The organism is Bradyrhizobium sp. 604_D8_N2_3 (assembly GCF_051810765.1).
GTDB classification, from domain to species: Bacteria; Pseudomonadota; Alphaproteobacteria; order Rhizobiales; family Xanthobacteraceae; genus Bradyrhizobium; species Bradyrhizobium barranii.
Genome location: NZ_JBPWPM010000001.1, coordinates 860368 through 877867, shown reverse-complemented (window position 1 = coordinate 877867; position 17500 = coordinate 860368). Strand labels below are relative to the sequence as shown.

Here is a 17500-nt window from a genome sequence, read left to right as displayed (position 1 = left end):
GCCCTTTATGTCGCTTTCTGTCCCTCGAGCCTTCGCCCGGCGCTTACTGCGTCGGGCCGGCCGCGGAGGCGAAAGTGCTGGTGCCGCCGCTCGCATATTTCTTCTTTGCCGTTTCGACCCAGGAGGCGAAGTCCTTGTCCTCCACGACGCGAATCGCGATCGGCATGAAGGCGTGGTCCTTGCCGCAGAGCTCAGAGCACTGGCCGTAGAACATGCCGGTCTTGGTGGCCTTGAACCAGGTCTCGTTCAGCCGCCCCGGAATGGCGTCGATCTTGACGCCGAAAGCCGGCAGCGCAAAGGCGTGGATGACGTCCGCGCCGGTGACCTGGACACGAATCACCTTGTTGACCGGCACCACCATCTCGTTGTCGACGCCGAGCAGGCGGGGCTGCTTGTCCTGGGCCATCAGCGAGTCGAACTCGAACTTGCCGTTATCAGGATAGGCATAGGACCAGTACCACTGCTTGCCGGTGGCCTTGATGGTCAAATCCGCCTTCGGCACGTCGAGTTCGAGGAACAGCAGGCGGAACGACGGCACCGAGATACCGACCAGGATCAGCACCGGAACGAGCGTCCAGGCCACCTCGATCAGCGTGTTGTGCGTGGTCCGCGACGGCACCGGATTGGCCTTCGCGTTGAACTTCATGACCACGATCACCAGCAACGCCAGAACGAACAGCGTGATCAGCGTGATCAGCACGAACAGAAAGTTGTGGAACCAGACGATATTGTCCATCACCGGCGAGGCGGATTGCTGGAGCGTCCATTCCCACGGCGCCGGCTGCCCGAGTTCGGCGTATGCCGCACCGCCCGTCGCCAGCGTCAGACCCGCCACGGCCAATCCCAGCAAGTGCCGGCCCACATGGCCCATCGACATCCTCATGCCGTTCGCGCTCCCCTAACGAAATCACCCCAAGTGCATCCCCCTATTTCCGGGAAACGCTTATTCGATCCGCCCGTCTGACAAACCGCCGCGCAAGAATACCTCTAAGAGGAATTGGGGCCAGATCGCTAGAACGCCGAAATCAAGCCTCTCAAACCATAATTCTTGATCTATCGCAATGCAGTCTTGAGACCCGTCTGTCAGCCATCACCCGCAAGATATTTCCTAGTAACATCAGAGAAAAATACCGTTTCCCGGGATGCCGCGGCTTGACAGCGGCATTGCCCGCGGTAGGCACTGGCAGACAGCCGCGCAGGAACCTGATTCGTGCGGGCGATGGCGGTGTTGGCGGCGCGGAATTTGCTTGCGAATTGCCTTCAAGACGCCGTCATTCCCGTATCAGTCCGCCAGGCGCGAGCGACCCAGGCGAGCAGAGGGACCGACCCGATGGGGTTTTCGAGAAGCATGGCAAGGCAGGCGAGCGGCCCCACGATGCTGGCGGCCCTGCTGGCGGCGGTCGTCGTCTTGGCGATCCCGGGCCTCGCCCATGCGCAGGGCGCGGTGCGCTCCGTCCATGGCGACTGGCAGATCCGCTGCGACACCCCGCCCGGCGCCCAGACCGAGCAATGCGCCCTGATCCAGAGCGTGGTGGCCGAAGACCGCTCCAATGCCGGCCTTACCGTGATCGTGCTCAAGACCGCCGACCAGAAGAGCCGGCTGATGCGGGTGGTGGCACCGCTCGGCGTGCTGCTGCCCTCCGGCCTTGGACTGAAGCTCGACAACCAGGACGTCGGCCGCGCCGGCTTCGTCCGCTGTCTGCCCAATGGCTGCGTCGCCGAGGTCGTCATGGACGACAAGCTGCTCGGCCAGCTCCGCACCGCCAAGACCGCGACCTTCATCATCTTCGAGACCCCGGAAGAAGGCATCGGCTTCCCGCTCAGCCTGAACGGGCTCGGCGAGGGCTATGACAAGCTGCCGTAGGGCGGCAGGCGCGTCCGCGCGCGGCGAATCCTATCGTTTCGTAATGTGGCACCTGGCACCCTCGCGGAACCGCCGGGAAACCATTATCTTGCCCTACATCTTTCGATAATGGACGGACGCATGACCAATCCAGCCACAACCTCCCTGCTCGACCGCGCCAATCTCGACCGCGACCAGGTTCGCAACGAGGTCGCACGCGGGCTTGCCGGTGCCGACGACGGCGAATTGTTCCTGGAATACAGCCAGACCGAAGCGCTGATGTTCGACAATGGGCGGCTGAAGCAGGCGACCTATGACACCTCGCAGGGCTTTGGCCTGCGCGCCGTCAAGGACGACGCGGTCGGCTATGCCCATTCCTCCGACGTCTCGCTGCCGGCGCTGATTCGCGCCGCCGACGCGGTCGCCGCCGTGCGCGGCGGCTATTCGGGCAGCTTTGCGGCCCCGCCCCCGCACACCAATGTGCGGCTCTATGCCGACGACAATCCGCTTGATGCGCCGGGCTTCGAGACCAAGGTGAAGCTGCTCGCCGAGATCGACGCTTACTTACGCGACAAGGATCCGCGGGTGCGGCAGGTCAGCGTCAGCCTGGGGGCGACCTGGCAGGTCGTCGAGATCCTGCGGCCCGACGGCGAGAGCTATCGCGACATCCGCCCGCTCGTGCGCGTCAATGTCTCCGTCGTCGCCGGACAGGGCGATCGCCAGGAGAGCGGCAGCAAGGGCTATGGCGGCCGCGCCGGCTATGCCGAATTCATCGAGAGCAAGAACTGGCGCGACGCCGCCGACGGCGCGCTGCGCGAAGCCCTGGTCAATCTGGAATCGATCCCCGCCCCCGCTGGCGAGATGGACGTCGTGCTCGGGGCCGGCTGGCCCGGCGTGATGCTGCATGAGGCGGTCGGCCATGGCCTCGAAGGCGATTTCAACCGCAAGAAGACGTCCGCGTTCGCCGGCCTGATGGGCCAGCAGGTTGCGGCCAAGGGCGTCACCGTGATCGACGACGGCACCATTGCCTCGCGCCGCGGCTCGCTGTCGATCGACGACGAGGGCACGCCGACCAACCGCACCGTGCTGATCGAGGACGGCATTCTGGTCGGCTACATGCAGGACCGCCAGAACGCGCGCCTGATGAACATGAAGCCGACCGGCAACGGCCGCCGCCAGGGCTACGCCCATGTGCCGATGCCGCGCATGACCAACACCTACATGCTCGCGGGCGACCGCGATCCGGCCGAGATCCTGGCGTCCGTGAAGAACGGCGTGTTCGCCGCGAATTTCGGCGGCGGCCAGGTCGACATCACCTCGGGCAAATACGTCTTTCAGTGCACCGAGGCCTACAAGATCGAGAACGGCAAGATTGGCGCGCCGCTGAAGGGCGCCATGCTGATCGGCAACGGGCCGACCGATTTGCATCGCATCCGCATGATCGGCAACGATCTCGCGCTCGATACCGGCATCGGCACCTGCGGCAAGAACGGTCAGGGCGTGCCCGTCGGCGTCGGCCAGCCGTCGCTTCTGATGGAACGTATTACTGTAGGTGGAACGGGCGCATGAGCGTTGAGAAGGTAACTGTCACCGCCAAGCGGAAGAGCAGCGGCTGGGCTGGTCAGCTCATGCAGCTCGCCGGCATCGTCGCCGCCGTGTTCATCGCCAAGGGCGCGCTTGCCGAGCCGTTCTACGTACCGTCGGGTTCGATGGAGCCGACGCTCCTGATCGGCGATGCGCTGCTCGCCTCGAAATTCCCCTATGGCTACGGCACCTCGTCGCTGCCGATCCAGATCAACCTGCCCGAAAGCGGCCGCGTCTTCGCGGAGACGCCGAAGCAAGGCGACGTCGTCGTGTTCCGCTGGCCCGGCGATCGCTCGCAGGCCTGGGTCAAGCGCGTCGTGGGTCTGCCCGGCGACCGCATCCAGATGCGGCAGGGGCAGCTCTTCATCAACGACCGTCCCGCCGAGCTGAAGCCGGATGGTGTCGGCGCTGCCGAAGACGACAATGGCGGCAGCGAGCCCGCCTACCGCTATGTCGAGACGCTGCCGAACGGCGTGTCGCATCTGATCTTCAAGATGCGCGACAACGGTCCGCTCGACAACACGCCTGAAGTGACGGTGCCGCCCGGCCATCTCTTCGTGCTCGGCGATAACCGCGACAATTCCGCCGACAGCCGCGTGCCCCTGCGCTCCGGCGGCGTCGGCCTGCTGCCGATCGACAATCTGGTCGGACGCGCGGATGCCGTGCTCGGCTCCTGGGATCTGGGCATGCGCGGCCAGCCGGTGTGGACCTGGCTCTCCGGCTTCCGGCTCGCGCGATTCTTCACCGCCGTGCACTGAGCTGATCTCGTGACCTTCGACGACGTCAGAAAACTTGCGCTGACGTGGCCGGAGGTCGAGGACGGCACCTCCTACGGCACGCCGGCACTGAAAGTGCGCAAGAACATGCTGGTGCGTCTGAAGGAGGACGGCGACAGTCTGGTGATGCCGGATGTCCCGATCGACGAGCGCGCCATGCTGGTCGGGAGCCAGCCAAAAATCTTCTATTTCACCGATCACTACGCCGACTATCCGATCGTGCTGATCCGCCTGTCCAAGGCGAAGCGCGCGATCGTCGAGCCGTTCCTGCGGCGGCGCTGGCGTGGCCTCGCCTCGAAGACGGCACGCGCGGCGTACGATGCCAGCGCGTGAATGATGGCCGCGATGGATCGCGACCGCTTCCTCACGCTGGCGCTGAAGAACCCGGTCAATGTTGCAATCATCGGCGAGCTCGCCTCGCTCGCGCTTCCCGATGCGTGGCTTGTGTCGGGGTGCCTGGTGCAGACGGCGTGGAACGTACTCACGGACCGCGCGGTCGATCATGGCATCGCCGATTACGACGTGTTCTATTTCGATCCTGACACCTCATGGGAGGCGGAGGACACGGTGATCCGCACGCTGCACGCGCGGCTCTCGCATCTCGGCGTCAAGATCGAGACCCGCAACCAGGCGCGCGTGCACCTTTGGTATCCCGGCAAGCACGGCCTGCCCTATCCGCCTCTAACCTGCTCGACCGACGGCATCGACCGTTTCCTCACCCAGAACACGCAAGTCGGTGTGAGGCACGCTGGCGACAGCTTTGAGGTCTACGCGCCGCACGGCTTCGACGACATAACCGGATTGATCGCGCGGCCCAATCCGGGTCCGAACTTCTCTGCGGCAAGTTACGCGGTGAAGGCCGCGCGATGGAAGGCGTTGTGGCCGGAACTCACAGTGATTGCCGCGGAGTGATCACGCCGCCTTGGCCTGTACATTGTCGCAGAACTCTGCGAGCCGATCCGCCAACCGCAGCGTCGCGGGGCTGGCACCGGGCGAGGCCATCAGCGCCACTTCGGTCCGGTTGATCGGCTCAAATCCGTCCTTGGCCGTCAGCACGCGGTGGTCGGACTGGATCGACATCTCCGACAAGATGCTTAAGCCCATGCCCGCGGCGACCGCAGCCTGGATGCCCGCGAGACTCGATGACGAGTAAGACATGTGCCAGGCGCGGCCCGCGCTTTCCAGTGCGTGGATGGCGCCGGCGCGATAGAGACAGCCGAGCGGAAATCCGATCAGCGGCACCGACGAGGCGTTGACGTCGACCGGATGGCTCTTGCTGGTGACCCAGTGCACCCGCTCCGGCCACACCGCGATAGCGCCTTTCGCGCCGGCCTCACGCTTGAACAGCGCCAGGTCGAGCTCGCCGCGTTCGAGGTCGCGGGACAGGTTCTTGCTCTGGTCGGCGCGCACATCCATTCGCAGACCCGGATGTGAGCGCGAGAAGGCGCCGAGCAGTTTTGCCAGCCGGTACGCCGCAAAATCCTCGGGGATGCCGAGCCGGATCGCGCCTTCACTGTCGGGCTCGCGCAGCACGTCGCGCGCCTCCTCGGCGAGCGTGAGCAGCCGCCGCGCATAGGACAGCAACCGCTCGCCGGCCTCGGTGGGGCGCACGTCCTTGCCGTCACGGTGCAAGAGCACCTGGCCGACGTCCTCCTCCAGCCGCTTGATCTGCTGGCTGACGGTCGATTGCGTGCGGTGGACGCGCTCGCCGGCGCGGGTGAAGCCGCCGGCCTCGACCACCGAGACGAAGCTGCGCAGGAGCTCCAGGTCGAGCATGGCCGCCTCCATTCGAAAATCCACTGATCGGAAGTTAATCATTTAATTTCCAAATGACAAGCCGTCTCCCTAGATCGAGGGCTCAGGAGAATGCCCTCATGTCGCTCGCCACATCTATTCCCGCGCCCCGCAGCCGGTTCAACACGCTGCCGCTCGCCATCGGACTGTTTTGCCTGCTCTGGAGCTATGCCTTCGTCGCCGGCAAGATCGGCGTCACCCATTGCCCGCCGCTGATCCTGCTCGCCGCGCGCTTCTCGCTCGCCGGCATTTTGATCCTCGGTGCGACGCTGATCCGCGGTGATGGCTGGTCCTTGTCCTGGCGCGATGTCGCGATCTTCGCCGTGCTCGGCATCGCCAACAACGCGCTCTATCTCGGGCTCGGCTACACCGGCCTGCAATCGGTCTCCGCCGGCCTCGGCGGCCTGATCGTCTCGGCCAATCCGGTCTTCACGGCGGCGCTCGCTGCGTTGCTGCTTGGCGAAGGCATGACCTGGCGCAAGGCGGGCGGTCTCCTGCTCGGCATCATCGGCGTCACCCTGATCGTCTGGCATCGCCTGTCGGTCGGCACCGACTCCCTGCACGGCATCGTCTTCACCCTGGCCTCACTCGCCTCCATCGTCGCCGGCACGATTCTGTTCAAGCTGCTCGCGCCGAAGGGAAGCCTGTGGATCGGCAACGGCGTGCAGAACCTCGCCGCCGGCATCGTGCTGACGCCGGTCGCGTTCACCTTTGCCGACGTCCACGCAATCGATTTCACCCCGGGCCTGGTCGGCGCCTTCGCCTTCCTCGTGCTCGGTGGCTCGATCCTCGCCTACTGGCTCTGGTTTCATCTCCTGAAAGTGTGTGGCGCAACGGCTGCGAGCGCCTATCATTTCCTGATGCCGCCGCTCGGCATGCTGTTCGCCTACATCGTGCTCGGCGAGCATGTCGAGGCCCGCGACCTGCTCGGCATCATCCCGGTCGCGCTCGGAATTTACCTGGTGACGCGCCCCGCAAAGCCCGTCGCGTAAGAGGAGTTTTCTGATGCCCATTTCCATCACCCTGATCGGCGGCCCCACTGCGCTGATCGAGATCGACGGGTTCCGCCTGCTCACCGATCCGACCTTCGATGCGCCGGGCGCCTATCAGCTGCCGCATGTGACGCTGGAGAAGACAATCGGTCCCGCACTGAAGGCCGACGCGATCGGCCCGATCGATGCGGTCCTGCTCAGCCACGACCAGCACTCTGACAATCTCGACAATTCCGGCCGCGCGTTTCTCAAACACGCAAAGCGCGTGCTGACGACCGAGGCCGGCGCAGAACGCCTGGGCGGTCATGTCGAGGGCCTCGCGCCCTGGGCGACCTCGCATCTGAAGGACCGTGACGGCAACACGCTGACGATCACCGCGACGCCCGCGCGCCACGGCCCCGCCGGCATCGAGCCGCTGTCGGGCGACGTCATCGGCTTCGTGGTGTCCTCGAGCCGCACGGACACGAGCGACGTCTACATCAGCGGCGACACCACCTGGTTCGACGGCGTCGCCGAGGTCGCGCGCCGCTTCAAATGCGGCGTGGTGCTGCCGTTCGCGGGCGCGGCGCAAACGCGCGGGCCGTTCCATCTCACCATGGACACCAACGACACCATCGAGACGGCGCGCGCCTTTCCGGATGCGATGATCGTGCCCTTGCATACCGAGGGCTGGGCGCATTTCCGCCAGGACGGCGAGGATCTGCGCAAGACCTTTGATGTGCTCGGCTTCGGGACCCGGTTGCGATTGCTGGAGCCGGGCCTGCCGACGGTGGTTGAGGCGCCGTGATCGCGCCCCACCGTCATTGCGAGCGCAGCGAAGCAATCCAGAGTCCCTCCGCGGCGACAGTCTGGATTGCTTCGCTGCGCTCGCAATGACGGACGCTAATCCTTCCGAAACACGATCGACGCCATCCAGCCCGTCATCAGCGCCATCGCGGCGGTCGCGAGGCCATAGATCAGCCCGTGCTGGCGCGCACTGGTCGCGACGAACTGCTCGAAGCCGACCTTGACGATCTCGAACGCGGTCTCGGTCTTGGTGACCAACGCGCCATTGGCGAACAATTTGATTTCCACCTCATAGGTGCCGATCGGCACCTCCTCCGGCAGTGGAATGCCGGTACGGAACAGCGTCGGTGTCAGGAACGTCACCGCGCTCGGGTCCTCGCGATAGAGACCTTTTTGGGTTCGCAGGCGGATGTAGGCCGAGCGGAACGCATCGTTCGGCACCACGTCGGCATAGTCGCCGCTGACCCGTTGGGTCAGCAGCACGTTGTTGAGCCCGATCTGCTGCCGCCGCGCGATCTCGGGTGAGGTGATGACATCGAAGGGGCGGTTGGCGAACAGCGCGAGATAGCTCGGCACCGCCAGGAACTGCCGGTAGTCGGTGTTGATCCAGATCCCGAAGGTGCGCTCCTTGCGTCGCGTCACCATGTCGGCGCGCGGGCCCATCACGGTGACGACGAGATCGTAGCTCTTGCGGTCCGCGGGCGTGGAGGCGTCCTTCTCGACCGAGCCGAACAGCACCAGTTCCTCGCCGGAATAGTTCGGCGTCACCGTGACACGATGGTTGGAGACCGACACGATCAGTCGCTCGGCACGCGCGGCCGAGCCGAGCAGCAGGACGAGAAGGACCGCGAGAGCTGCGCGCATCATCCGCTCACTCCCAATTCACGGATGGTGAAGAGATCCTCGGGCCGGATCACCAGCTCGATGGCGAAGCGGACGCCGACCGAAAGGATCAGCAGGCCCAGCAACAGCCGCAGCTGCTCGCCCCGGATCTTCTGGCCGGCGCGGGCGCCGAACTGCGCGCCGGTGACGCCGCCGACCATCAGGATCAGCGCCAGCACCGCGTCGACGAGGTGATTGGTCACCGCATGCAGCAAGGTCGCGAACAGCATCGTGACCAGCGTCAGGACCATCGAGGTCCCGATCACGGTCGAAGTCGGCACCCGCAGCAGATAGATCATGATCGGCACCAGGATGAAGCCGCCGCCGATGCCCATGATGGCGCCGATGAAGCCGATCACGATGCCGACGATCACGACCGGAATGACCGAGAGGTAGATCTTCGAGCGCTTGAACCGCATTTTCAGCGGCAGGCCGTGGATCCAGCTGTGCGTGCGCCGTGGCGGCACCGCGCCGCGACGGGTCCGCATCAGGGCGCGCAGGCCCTCGGAGAACATCAGGCTGCCGACCGTGGTGAGCAGCACCACGTAGGACAACGCGATCATCAGATCGAGTTGGCCGAGCGCGCGAAGCTGCGTGAAGGTCCACACTCCGAGCGCCGTGCCGGTGACACCGCCGCATAACAGCACACTCGCCAGCGCCGGATCGATCGCACGCCGCCGCCAGTAGGACAGCGCGCCGGAAAAGGAGGAGGCCGCGATGTGGCTCGCAACGGAGGCGACCGCGACCGCCGGCGTGATCCCGATGAAGATCAGAAGCGGCGTCATCAGGAAGCCGCCGCCGATCCCGAACATGCCGGAGACGAAGCCGACCGCCGCGCCCATCGCCAGCACCAGGAAGATGTTGACCGGCAGATCGGCGATCGGGAGATAGAGCTGCATCGAAGGACCACACTCCGGCGAAATGGATCGATTGCGCGGGAATGCTCGCCGGACGGTCGGAACGATTGCCGCGCCCCTCAATAGCGGAATTCGTTGTCGGGCGGGACCATGAATTTAGGGCGTGGTGAATGCGGCGCGCGAGCTGTCTCCCCTCACCCTGAGGAGCCTGCGCAGCAGGCGTCTCGAAGGGCGAGGCCCGGATCGGTGGTGGGGGCCTGCATGGTTCTCGCGGCGATGCGAAGCATCGTCCGCTACGCGCGCCAGGGCGCGCTCCTCACCATGAGGAGTGAGAGTGCGCTTTAGTGCGCCGCTGACGCCGCGCGCTTGGTTGCGACCGGCTTCGGCGCGGGCTTTGCGTTTGCCTGCGGCGCGCTGTCCCAGCCGCCGTTCGGGGCGGGAACATTGACCGCGTCGTCGGGCTGCGGCTCGGCGCTGAACGTCTGGATCGCGAGCTTGGCGGCGGCGAGCGACTGCGGATCGAGCCGCTTGGCGACGTCGTCGCGCTTGCCGGATGCATCCGCGTCACCCTGGGCGGCTGCGAGAGTGAACCATTTGTAGGATTCGGCGAGGTTCTGCTCCACGCCGATGCCGCGGGCATAGAGGATGCCGAGGTTGAACTGGCTGTCGGCGACGCCGCGATCGGCGGCCTTGCGGAACCACTGCGCCGCGCTCTTGTAATTGGCGCCGCGTCCGCCGCCGTCGGCGTCGAGCACCGCGAGATTGTGCATCGCCTTGGCGTTGCCGCGCTCGGCGGCCTGCGTGTAGTACCGGCGGGCGATGTCGGCGTCCTTCTTCACCCCGAGGCCCTTCTCATAGAGCGTGCCGAGGCGGAAGGTCGCGGGCACCACGCCGGCCTGCGCCGCGCGGTCGTACCATTTGGCGGCTTCATCGTAATTCGCAGCGACGCCCTTGCCCTCGGCAAAGCGCACGCCGATCTCGTAGGCCGCGGTCGCATCGCCCTTCATCGCGGCGGTGCGCAGCACCGGACCGCCGATGCCGTCAGGGAGCTTCTCGCTCGGCGGCACCTGGATCATGCCAAGCTTCGCGCGGCTCATGCCCGACAGCGCGCCGGTGACGTCGTTGCTCGCCGCAGGCGGTGGTGGCGTCGCGGGGACCGGCGGGATTTCGACCGAAGCCGAGCTGCCCGCCCCTGCCATGGGAGCCGGCGCGGGATTATTCAGCGACTGCTTCCCGATCGGCGTCGGCGAGGTCATCGACGGCGTGACCTGCTCGGGCGTGGCGGGCTTGGTCTCGACCGGCGGCGGAGGAGCCTGCGGCGCGGGCGCGCTCGACGAATTCTCCATCGCCTGCGGTGACGGCGGCGGGCTGCCGCCATCGAGCAGGTTCATCGCCATCTTGAAGGTGCCGAGCACGATCACGACCACGCTGGCGCCGACCAGCAGCGAGCGGATCTTCGAGGTGATGGTCGAGCCACCTTCCTGGCCCGTGTCCTTGGCGCGGCCTGCGATGGCCGCCTTGGCAGCTGCCTTTGCACTTGCCTTGGCACCGCGGGCCGGCTTTTCCGGCTGCGCGGCGGCGGCCTGCGCGGCACGGCGCGCGGCCGCGATAAAGCTCGACGACGACACCGGCTCTTTCGGCGCGGCGGGGATTTCGCTGATCGCGCTTTCGGACGCGGCAATGCGCTCCGAGGGCGTGGCGACGCGGCCGCCCGGCCGTGTGCCCGGCTCGAGCGGATGGTCCGGCGGCAATTCCGGTGCGAGCGCGGCGCGCGCGGGCGCCGTGTGCGGCTCGAGGATCTCGCTGATCGCACGCGGCGGAACGGGCGGTGCGGTTGGCACCGGCGGCGGCGCGGCCGGTGCGGCGGCATGGAATTCGCGCGGCGCGGCGACGAAGGCGCCCTGTGGCGGCTGTTGCGCGGCGGCCGGGTTCTGCAGCTCCGGCTTCGGATCGTATTTCGGCTGCTGCTGCGGCTGCTGCCACGGCTCGCGCGCGACAGGCGGGGGCTCCATGGGCGCGGCCATTGGCATCGACATGGACGTCGAACTGGGCATCGGCTGCGGCGCGGGTGCCGGCGGCGCCGTGCGCACCGCGCGCAGATCACCCTCGATCATCGAGAGGCGATCGACGACATGGCCGAGCGCGCTGTGCACGGCCTCGAGCGAATCCTGGGTGCTGCGGTTGGTCTCGGCCTGGCTGAAGCGGATGTCGGAGAGCTCGCGCTTGACCAGATCGACCATGCCGGAATCGGCAGATGGTGCCGAATTGCGGCTTTCGGCGAGGGCGGAATAGGTCGCCTGCTGCCGCTCCAGATGCCGCAGGATGTCGTGCAGCCCGTCCTCGACGCGGCTTAGATTGCCGTTGCGCGGATCGGAGGCAGCTTCGATCCGCTCCAGCAGATACGAGACCCGCTGTTCGAGATGCGCAAAGGTCGACGCGGAATCGTTGCCGACCTGCATGCGGTCGAAACGGTCCGACAGCGCGCGGATCGCGGCTTCGAGATGCTCGCTGCTCTCGGTGGGCTGCGGCCGCTCGCGCGTTTCCAGCGCGGCGGTGAGCGCCGCGATGCGCTGCTCCAGTACCGCAAAGCTGTCGCTGGGGCCGGACGAGCGGGTGACCTGGTCGACCTTGGAGGACAGCAGCTGCACGTCGTCGGAAAGACGCGCCAGGGCTTCGTTGGAAGCGACGTTGGAGACGATGCCGCGCAACGCCGAGATCGCGCCTTCGAGCTGGCGCACCGTCGACGGGTCGTCATTGGCGCGCAGGATCAGATCGAGCTTGGCGCCGAGGTTGCGGATCGCTTCATCATAACCGGTGAGCTGCTCGGCCGGTGTCAGCGTGCGCAGCACCTGCTTGATCTCGGACAGCGCGTGCTCGATGCCCGACAGGACCTGGCCATCCGTCCCGGACGAGCGGGTCTCGTCGATGCGACGGTGCAGCGAGCGGATCTCGTTCTCGATCGATTCGATCGCACGGCGCGGCATCGCCTCGGTGATGGCGTGGCGGATCTCGGCAAGCTCGCTGCGGAAAGCGTTGATTGCCTGCTCGGTGTTGTCAGGGCGCTGGAGCGACTCGATCTGGCTCGTGATCTTGAGCAAATGGCGCTCGAGCGACGAAAAATCCGGCCCCGGCTGCGGGGGCGGCGGGGCATAGGCAGGCGCGGGCGGCGCCATCGGGGGCGCGAAAGGAGCTGCCGTCGGTGCAATCGAGGGCGCTGCGCGCGGCGGTATCTGCCGCGGCGCAAAGCCGTCGAGCTCGCTCTGCCGGGCCGTGATCTCGGCGACGGCAACGTCGAACGACGCGGGGCTCAAGGGAGGTGAATTGCGATAGACCTGTGCGGCCGCGCGCTCGACCATATCGGCCTGGCGCTGGCGCGTCTCGACGGGTGCCGGAGCCGGTACCGGCCGCTGAGGCTGCTGCGGCTTTGAGATTTGCGACAGCCGCGCATCGAGCCGCGAGATCGCGTCGTTGAGCTGGCGCGCGACGCCCTGCTCGCGCGAGACGTCTGGTCGCGACGCGTCCTGTCGTGAAGCATCTTGGCGCGGCGCGGGCTTTGAAATCCGTTCGATCTGCTGGGTGATCGCGTCGAGCCGCTGGTGGATATCGGCGACGTCGCGGCTCTCCTGGCTCGGCATCTGTTGCGGGCGCTGATCCTGGCGCTGCTCTTGACGCTGGTCTTGACGTTGTTCTTGGCGTTGATCGTAAGGTCCGCGAAAATTCGGCGGGGCCGTCTCGCCGAGCGTGGAGTTCAGCCAATCGTTGAGTGACATGCCGGCACGACGCGCAGCAGCTTCGGCCCGCTCCCTGACGGATGGATCGATGCCGTCAACACTCCACGATACGCGCGAATTCATGACTCTGTCCGGTTCCGACTCCGGCGCCCCACCCGGCGCCTCCAGCCTCCCCACGCGTGCCGGTTGTGAAGACAATCGGATTTGGCGCGGGTCGTCTGCCTCGAAAACCGACTTTTTCCTGTTACGGTAAATAACGGGTTAAGGAACGCGTTGCCGGTGTCTTAAAGTTGGGCGCCGGGAACCCGATTGCCGCCGTTGGCCCCGCCCCAAAGCTGCGTCCCGACAAAGATTTCGCCACGCGCCCGATCCGCACGTCTCAATGGATAGAGAGCGGCCCGATCCACGGGCGGGTTCTTGCCTGACTGGATTGTTGGCTGACATGAAAAGGTTGCTCGTGGCCGCGATGGCGGCCGGACTGGCATCGCATGCTGTTGCCGCCGATGCCCCGGCGGCAGCGCCTGCGGTGAAGGCACCGGCGCCCGCGGGATACAATTGGACCAGCTGCTATGTCGGCATCCAGGGCGGCGGCAACTGGGGCAAGAGCGAGCATGTCCGGCGCGCTGGCGACGACTCCGGGCCAACGATCACAGGGACTTTCAATCTCAGCGGTGCTGCCGTCGCGGGCGGTGTCTTCGGCTGCGATTTCCAGATCGAAAAGACCGTGCTCGGCTTCGAGAACGACGCGTCATGGACCAACCAGCACGGCAAGGTGCAGGATCTGCCGCCCTTCAACGTCGGGGTGACGAGCGGCACGCGGGAAAAATGGATCGATATGTTCCGCGGCCGTGTCGGTTACGCGCTCGATCAGTTTCTGATCTATGGCACGGCCGGTATCGCCTTCGCGGGCACCGAGGTCACCGTGTCCAACCAAGTGGTGCAGGTCACCAGCTCCCAGACCCGCACCGGCCTGGCGGCCGGGCTCGGTGGTGAATGGGCGGCCTATGTCGATACCTGGGGCGCCGTGACCCTCAAGCTCGAATATGTGCACGTCGATTTTGGCAGCAAACGATATGTCGATCCGCCGATCAGCGGCGCCGTCACGCGCGACGTCAGGCTGACGGACGACATCGTCCGCGCCGGCGTCAATGTCCGGTTCAACTGGGATAGGCCGGTCGTCACGAAGTACTAGGGCTGCGCGGGCTCAGCCCTTCCCCTCGCGCTTGCCGTCCTCCAGCGGCACGACCGTGCTCTTGCCGCTCATCGCCGATAGCGCCTGGAGCGCCTCTTCGCAGAAATCGGCCACCATCTGCTCGTGGCGGGCACCGAGCTGAAGCAGCAGCAGATTGCCGAGGTCGAGCACGCCCGACGCCGAGCCCTCCGGAAATCGCTTCTTGAGGATCCGCTCGTAATTCTCGTGCCGGTCGCGATGGTGCTCCAGACGGGCCATCAGATCGGTGCGCATGGGCTCGATGTCGATGCTGTCGAGCGCGTGCAGCCGCACCAGCAGGTCGTCCTTGATCGAGGGCGGCGTGCTCGGCCGCGCGGCCCAGTGCCGCAGCGCTGTTCGCCCCTCGGGAGTCAGCGTATAAATCAGTTTGTTGGGCTTGCCCGATTGCACGACCTCGCGGCCCTGGATGTAGCCGCGGTCGCGCAGCTTGGAGAGCTCGCGGTAGATTTGCTGGTGGTCGGCTTTCCAGAAGAAGCCGATCGAGGAATCGAATGTCTTGGCGAGCTCGTAGCCCGTCATCGGACGTTCGGTCAGGCATGCGAGGATTGCGTCGCCGAGCGCCATGGCACCAGCTCCCTTTCGAGGTCTCGACCAATTGACTTGACTTTATGCGCATTGGTGCATATGCGTCAATGTGCATATGAGGCGGGCTTCAGACCCGCCCTTATCGGCCATCGCGCTACTGTGCATGGGGTTGTTTTCGCGTTTTTGCCAAGGCCTTTGATCGAGAAGGCCTTTGACTAAGGGAGGCACCTGAGAATGACCGGCCTCGACTCCTGGTACGCCTTTATGAAGTCCCACGACCGCGCCGCGCTCTGGGACCTGCTCCATCCTGACGCCGTGTTCGAAAGCCCCGTCGTGCATTCGCCGCAGCGTGGCCGCGACATCACCTTCAAATATCTCGCCAGTGCCGAGAAGGTGCTCGGCGGTCCCGGCTTCACCTATGTCGGCGAGTGGAAAAGCGCCAACGGCGCGGTGCTCGAATTCAAGAATGTCATCGACGGCATCGAGATCAACGGTGTCGACATCATCACCTTCGATGCTGAGGGACGCATCACCCATTTCAAGGTGATGGTGCGTCCGCTCAAGGCGATCAACATGCTGCACCGCCTGATGGCGGAGCAGTTGGCCGCCGCCCAGTCATAAGCCAACATCATCACTTCAGACCGCCTGCCGGGAGACCATCATGCCGATCTATAAAGCCCCCGTCGAAGACGTGAACTTCCTGCTCAACGACGTCTTCCAGATCGACCGCTACGACAATCTGGCCGGCTTCTCCGATGCGTCGAGCGACGTGCGCGAAGCCATTCTCGGCGAAGCCGCGAAGCTTGCGGAAGAAGTGCTGCAGCCGCTCAACCGTGTCGGCGATCTCGAAGGCTGCAAGCGCGCCGATGACGGCAGCGTCACCACGCCGAAGGGCTTCAAGGACGCTTTCAAGCAAGTGGCAGAGGGCGGCTGGCTTGGCCTGTCGGCGCCGACCGAGTTCGGCGGCCAGGGCCTGCCGGTGACACTGAGCCAGGCGGTCAACGAATTCCAGATCTCCGCCAACATGGCGTTCTCGATGTATGGCGGCCTCACCATGGGCGCGACCGCGGCGCTGATCGTGCACGGCTCGCCCGAGCAGAAGCAGACCTACGTGCCGAAGATGGTGGCGGGTGAGTGGACCGGCACCATGAACCTGACCGAGCCGCATTGCGGCACCGATCTCGGCATGCTCCGCACCAAGGCGGTCCGCCAGCCCGACGGCAGCTTCAGGATCACCGGCACGAAGATCTTCATCTCGGCCGGTGAGCATGACCTTGCCCCCAACATCATCCACCTCGTGCTCGCCCGCATCGAGGGCGCACCCGCCGGCATAAAGGGCGTGTCGCTGTTCGTGGTGCCGAAATTCCTGGTCAATGCCGATGGTTCGGTCGGCGCACGCAACGGCGTGGTGTGCGGCTCGATCGAGCACAAGATGGGCATTCACGGCAATTCCACCTGCGTGATGAACTACGACAGCGCCACCGGCTGGCTGATCGGCGAAGAGAACAAGGGCATGCAGGGCATGTTCGTGATGATGAACGAGGCCCGCCTCGGCGTCGCCGTGCAGGGTCTCGCGCAGTCCGAGGTCGCCTATCAGAACGCGGTCGCCTATGCCCGCGAGCGCATCCAGGGCCGTTCGCTGACCGGCGTGAAGGCGCCGGACAAGCAGGCCGACCCGATCATCGTGCATCCCGACGTACGCCGCACGCTGCTCTCGATCCGCGCCTTCAACGAGGCGGCGCGCGCCTTCGTGATGTGGACCGCGCTGAAGAGCGACGTCGCCCATCGCTCCGAGGACCCGAAGGACCGCCAGGCCGCCGACGACCACATGGGCCTGATGACGCCGGTGCTGAAGGGCTTCCTCACCGATTACGGCTTTGCCAACGCGGTGCAGGCGCAGCAGATGTATGGCGGCCACGGCTACATCGCCGAGCAGGGCATGGAGCAGTTCGTGCGCGATGCCCGCATCGCCATGATCTATGAAGGCGCCAACGGCATCCAGGCGCTCGACCTCGTCGGCCGCAAGCTGCCGCGCGACGGCGGCCGTGCCATCATGGCCTTCTTCGGCGAGGTCATGGCCTTCGCCAAGGAGAACGGCGGCGACGAGGCGCTGAAGCCTTTCATCACCCCGCTCTCGGCCTCGCTCGGCCATCTCCAGCAGGCCACGACCTGGCTAATGCAGAACGCGATGGCGAAGCCGGACAATGCGGGCGCTGCCGCAACCGATTACCTGCATCTCTTCGGCTTCGTCGCGCTCGGCTACATGTGGGCGAAGATGGCCAAGGTGACGCAGGCGAAGATTGCCGCGAGCGGAGCGACGCCCTATCTCTCGACCAAGCTCGTCACCGGCCGCTTCTTCATGGAGCGCATGCTGCCGGAGACCGCCGCCAATCTCGCGCGCATCCAGGCCGGCTGCGCCACCATCATGGAACTGCCGGCGGAAGCTTTCTGAGGCTTCCCGCTTCGCCAATGATCCGACCGCGCCGCGGTCGTAACCAA

Annotated in this window: 16 protein-coding genes; 10 read left to right on the top strand and 6 right to left on the bottom strand. The window is 65.8% G+C overall.

Translation table 11 applies throughout. From position 1 onward, the window contains the following. Positions 1 to 43 precede the first annotated feature (43 nt). Positions 44 to 883, bottom strand: a complete 840-nt coding sequence (coxB, locus tag AB7245_RS04135) for a cytochrome c oxidase subunit II (protein WP_063980764.1) — start codon at positions 881 to 883, stop codon at positions 44 to 46. Between the two features lie 447 nt (positions 884 to 1330). Between coxB and AB7245_RS04130 the strand changes: the two genes are divergently transcribed. The 5 genes from AB7245_RS04130 (at position 1331) to AB7245_RS04110 (ending at position 5115) form a co-directional block, all read left to right on the top strand. Next, positions 1331 to 1864 carry an invasion associated locus B family protein gene (locus tag AB7245_RS04130; RefSeq protein ID WP_085402684.1) on the top strand — a complete coding sequence of 178 codons (534 nt, stop codon included), beginning with the start codon at positions 1331 to 1333 and terminating at the stop codon, positions 1862 to 1864. A 120-nt stretch (positions 1865 to 1984) separates the two neighbouring features. Beyond that, positions 1985 to 3412 (top strand): metalloprotease TldD, encoded by a 1428-nt coding sequence (gene tldD, locus AB7245_RS04125; RefSeq protein ID WP_085402685.1) that lies wholly within the window; start codon positions 1985 to 1987, stop codon positions 3410 to 3412. Next, a complete protein-coding gene (gene lepB / locus AB7245_RS04120; protein WP_085402626.1) occupies positions 3409 to 4185 on the top strand; it encodes a signal peptidase I in 777 nt (258 codons plus the stop codon). The genes tldD and lepB overlap by 4 nt, the downstream gene beginning before the upstream one ends. Positions 4186 to 4194: 9 nt before the next feature. After that, positions 4195 to 4536 carry an MmcQ/YjbR family DNA-binding protein gene (locus AB7245_RS04115; RefSeq protein WP_085402627.1) on the top strand — a complete coding sequence of 114 codons (342 nt, stop codon included), beginning with the start codon at positions 4195 to 4197 and terminating at the stop codon, positions 4534 to 4536. 12 nt (positions 4537 to 4548) lie between these two features. Continuing rightward, positions 4549 to 5115 (top strand): nucleotidyltransferase family protein, encoded by a 567-nt coding sequence (locus tag AB7245_RS04110; RefSeq protein ID WP_085402686.1) that lies wholly within the window; start codon positions 4549 to 4551, stop codon positions 5113 to 5115. Here the strand turns inward: AB7245_RS04110 and AB7245_RS04105 are convergent, their stop codons facing one another. Continuing rightward, positions 5116 to 5979 (bottom strand): LysR family transcriptional regulator, encoded by an 864-nt coding sequence (locus AB7245_RS04105; protein ID WP_063986047.1) that lies wholly within the window; start codon positions 5977 to 5979, stop codon positions 5116 to 5118. A gap of 98 nt (positions 5980 to 6077) precedes the next feature. On the opposite strand from AB7245_RS04105, the gene AB7245_RS04100 reads away from it, so the two are divergent. Both AB7245_RS04100 and AB7245_RS04095 read left to right on the top strand, forming a co-directional pair. Then, the gene (locus tag AB7245_RS04100; RefSeq protein ID WP_085402628.1) at positions 6078 to 6989 is read left to right on the top strand and encodes a DMT family transporter; all 912 of its coding nucleotides are present in this window, start codon (positions 6078 to 6080) and stop codon (positions 6987 to 6989) included. Positions 6990 to 7002: 13 nt separating this feature from the next. Continuing rightward, positions 7003 to 7776, top strand: coding sequence for an MBL fold metallo-hydrolase (locus AB7245_RS04095; protein WP_085402629.1), 774 nt, complete (start codon positions 7003 to 7005; stop codon positions 7774 to 7776). Positions 7777 to 7871: 95 nt separating this feature from the next. Here the strand turns inward: AB7245_RS04095 and AB7245_RS04090 are convergent, their stop codons facing one another. From AB7245_RS04090 to AB7245_RS04080, 3 genes are all read right to left on the bottom strand, one after another. Then, positions 7872 to 8642 (bottom strand): TIGR02186 family protein, encoded by a 771-nt coding sequence (locus AB7245_RS04090; RefSeq protein ID WP_439033901.1) that lies wholly within the window; start codon positions 8640 to 8642, stop codon positions 7872 to 7874. Next, entirely contained in the window at positions 8639 to 9556 is a 918-nt protein-coding gene (locus AB7245_RS04085; RefSeq protein WP_071916904.1) for a sulfite exporter TauE/SafE family protein, read from the bottom strand. The genes AB7245_RS04090 and AB7245_RS04085 overlap by 4 nt, the downstream gene beginning before the upstream one ends. A gap of 299 nt (positions 9557 to 9855) precedes the next feature. Further along, a complete protein-coding gene (locus AB7245_RS04080; protein WP_167768153.1) occupies positions 9856 to 13368 on the bottom strand; it encodes a tetratricopeptide repeat protein in 3513 nt (1170 codons plus the stop codon). Between the two features lie 319 nt (positions 13369 to 13687). Between AB7245_RS04080 and AB7245_RS04075 the strand changes: the two genes are divergently transcribed. Further along, positions 13688 to 14437, top strand: coding sequence for an outer membrane protein (locus tag AB7245_RS04075; protein ID WP_161495873.1), 750 nt, complete (start codon positions 13688 to 13690; stop codon positions 14435 to 14437). Positions 14438 to 14449: 12 nt separating this feature from the next. Here the strand turns inward: AB7245_RS04075 and AB7245_RS04070 are convergent, their stop codons facing one another. Beyond that, a complete protein-coding gene (locus tag AB7245_RS04070) occupies positions 14450 to 15040 on the bottom strand; it encodes a PadR family transcriptional regulator (protein WP_085402632.1) in 591 nt (196 codons plus the stop codon). A gap of 195 nt (positions 15041 to 15235) precedes the next feature. On the opposite strand from AB7245_RS04070, the gene AB7245_RS04065 reads away from it, so the two are divergent. After that, positions 15236 to 15622, top strand: coding sequence for a nuclear transport factor 2 family protein (locus AB7245_RS04065; RefSeq protein WP_028151642.1), 387 nt, complete (start codon positions 15236 to 15238; stop codon positions 15620 to 15622). 40 nt (positions 15623 to 15662) lie between these two features. After that, complete coding sequence (locus tag AB7245_RS04060; protein ID WP_085402633.1) at positions 15663 to 17453, top strand: acyl-CoA dehydrogenase C-terminal domain-containing protein; 1791 nt, start codon at positions 15663 to 15665, stop codon at positions 17451 to 17453. The last annotated feature ends 47 nt before the right edge of the window (positions 17454 to 17500 follow it).

Excerpts from the sequence above, each read along its gene's own strand:
- coxB (WP_063980764.1), bottom strand. The coding sequence starts at position 883 with ATGAGGATGTCGATGGGCCATGTGGGCCGGCACTTGCTGGGATTGGCC.
- AB7245_RS04130 (WP_085402684.1), top strand. The coding sequence starts at position 1,331 with ATGGGGTTTTCGAGAAGCATGGCAAGGCAGGCGAGCGGCCCCACGATG.
- tldD (WP_085402685.1), top strand. The coding sequence starts at position 1,985 with ATGACCAATCCAGCCACAACCTCCCTGCTCGACCGCGCCAATCTCGAC.
- lepB (WP_085402626.1), top strand. The coding sequence starts at position 3,409 with ATGAGCGTTGAGAAGGTAACTGTCACCGCCAAGCGGAAGAGCAGCGGC.
- AB7245_RS04110 (WP_085402686.1), top strand. The coding sequence starts at position 4,549 with ATGGATCGCGACCGCTTCCTCACGCTGGCGCTGAAGAACCCGGTCAAT.
- AB7245_RS04105 (WP_063986047.1), bottom strand. The coding sequence starts at position 5,979 with ATGCTCGACCTGGAGCTCCTGCGCAGCTTCGTCTCGGTGGTCGAGGCC.
- AB7245_RS04100 (WP_085402628.1), top strand. The coding sequence starts at position 6,078 with ATGTCGCTCGCCACATCTATTCCCGCGCCCCGCAGCCGGTTCAACACG.
- AB7245_RS04095 (WP_085402629.1), top strand. The coding sequence starts at position 7,003 with ATGCCCATTTCCATCACCCTGATCGGCGGCCCCACTGCGCTGATCGAG.
- AB7245_RS04090 (WP_439033901.1), bottom strand. The coding sequence starts at position 8,642 with ATGATGCGCGCAGCTCTCGCGGTCCTTCTCGTCCTGCTGCTCGGCTCG.
- AB7245_RS04085 (WP_071916904.1), bottom strand. The coding sequence starts at position 9,556 with ATGCAGCTCTATCTCCCGATCGCCGATCTGCCGGTCAACATCTTCCTG.
- AB7245_RS04080 (WP_167768153.1), bottom strand. The coding sequence starts at position 13,368 with ATGAATTCGCGCGTATCGTGGAGTGTTGACGGCATCGATCCATCCGTC.
- AB7245_RS04075 (WP_161495873.1), top strand. The coding sequence starts at position 13,688 with ATGAAAAGGTTGCTCGTGGCCGCGATGGCGGCCGGACTGGCATCGCAT.
- AB7245_RS04070 (WP_085402632.1), bottom strand. The coding sequence starts at position 15,040 with ATGGCGCTCGGCGACGCAATCCTCGCATGCCTGACCGAACGTCCGATG.
- AB7245_RS04065 (WP_028151642.1), top strand. The coding sequence starts at position 15,236 with ATGACCGGCCTCGACTCCTGGTACGCCTTTATGAAGTCCCACGACCGC.
- AB7245_RS04060 (WP_085402633.1), top strand. The coding sequence starts at position 15,663 with ATGCCGATCTATAAAGCCCCCGTCGAAGACGTGAACTTCCTGCTCAAC.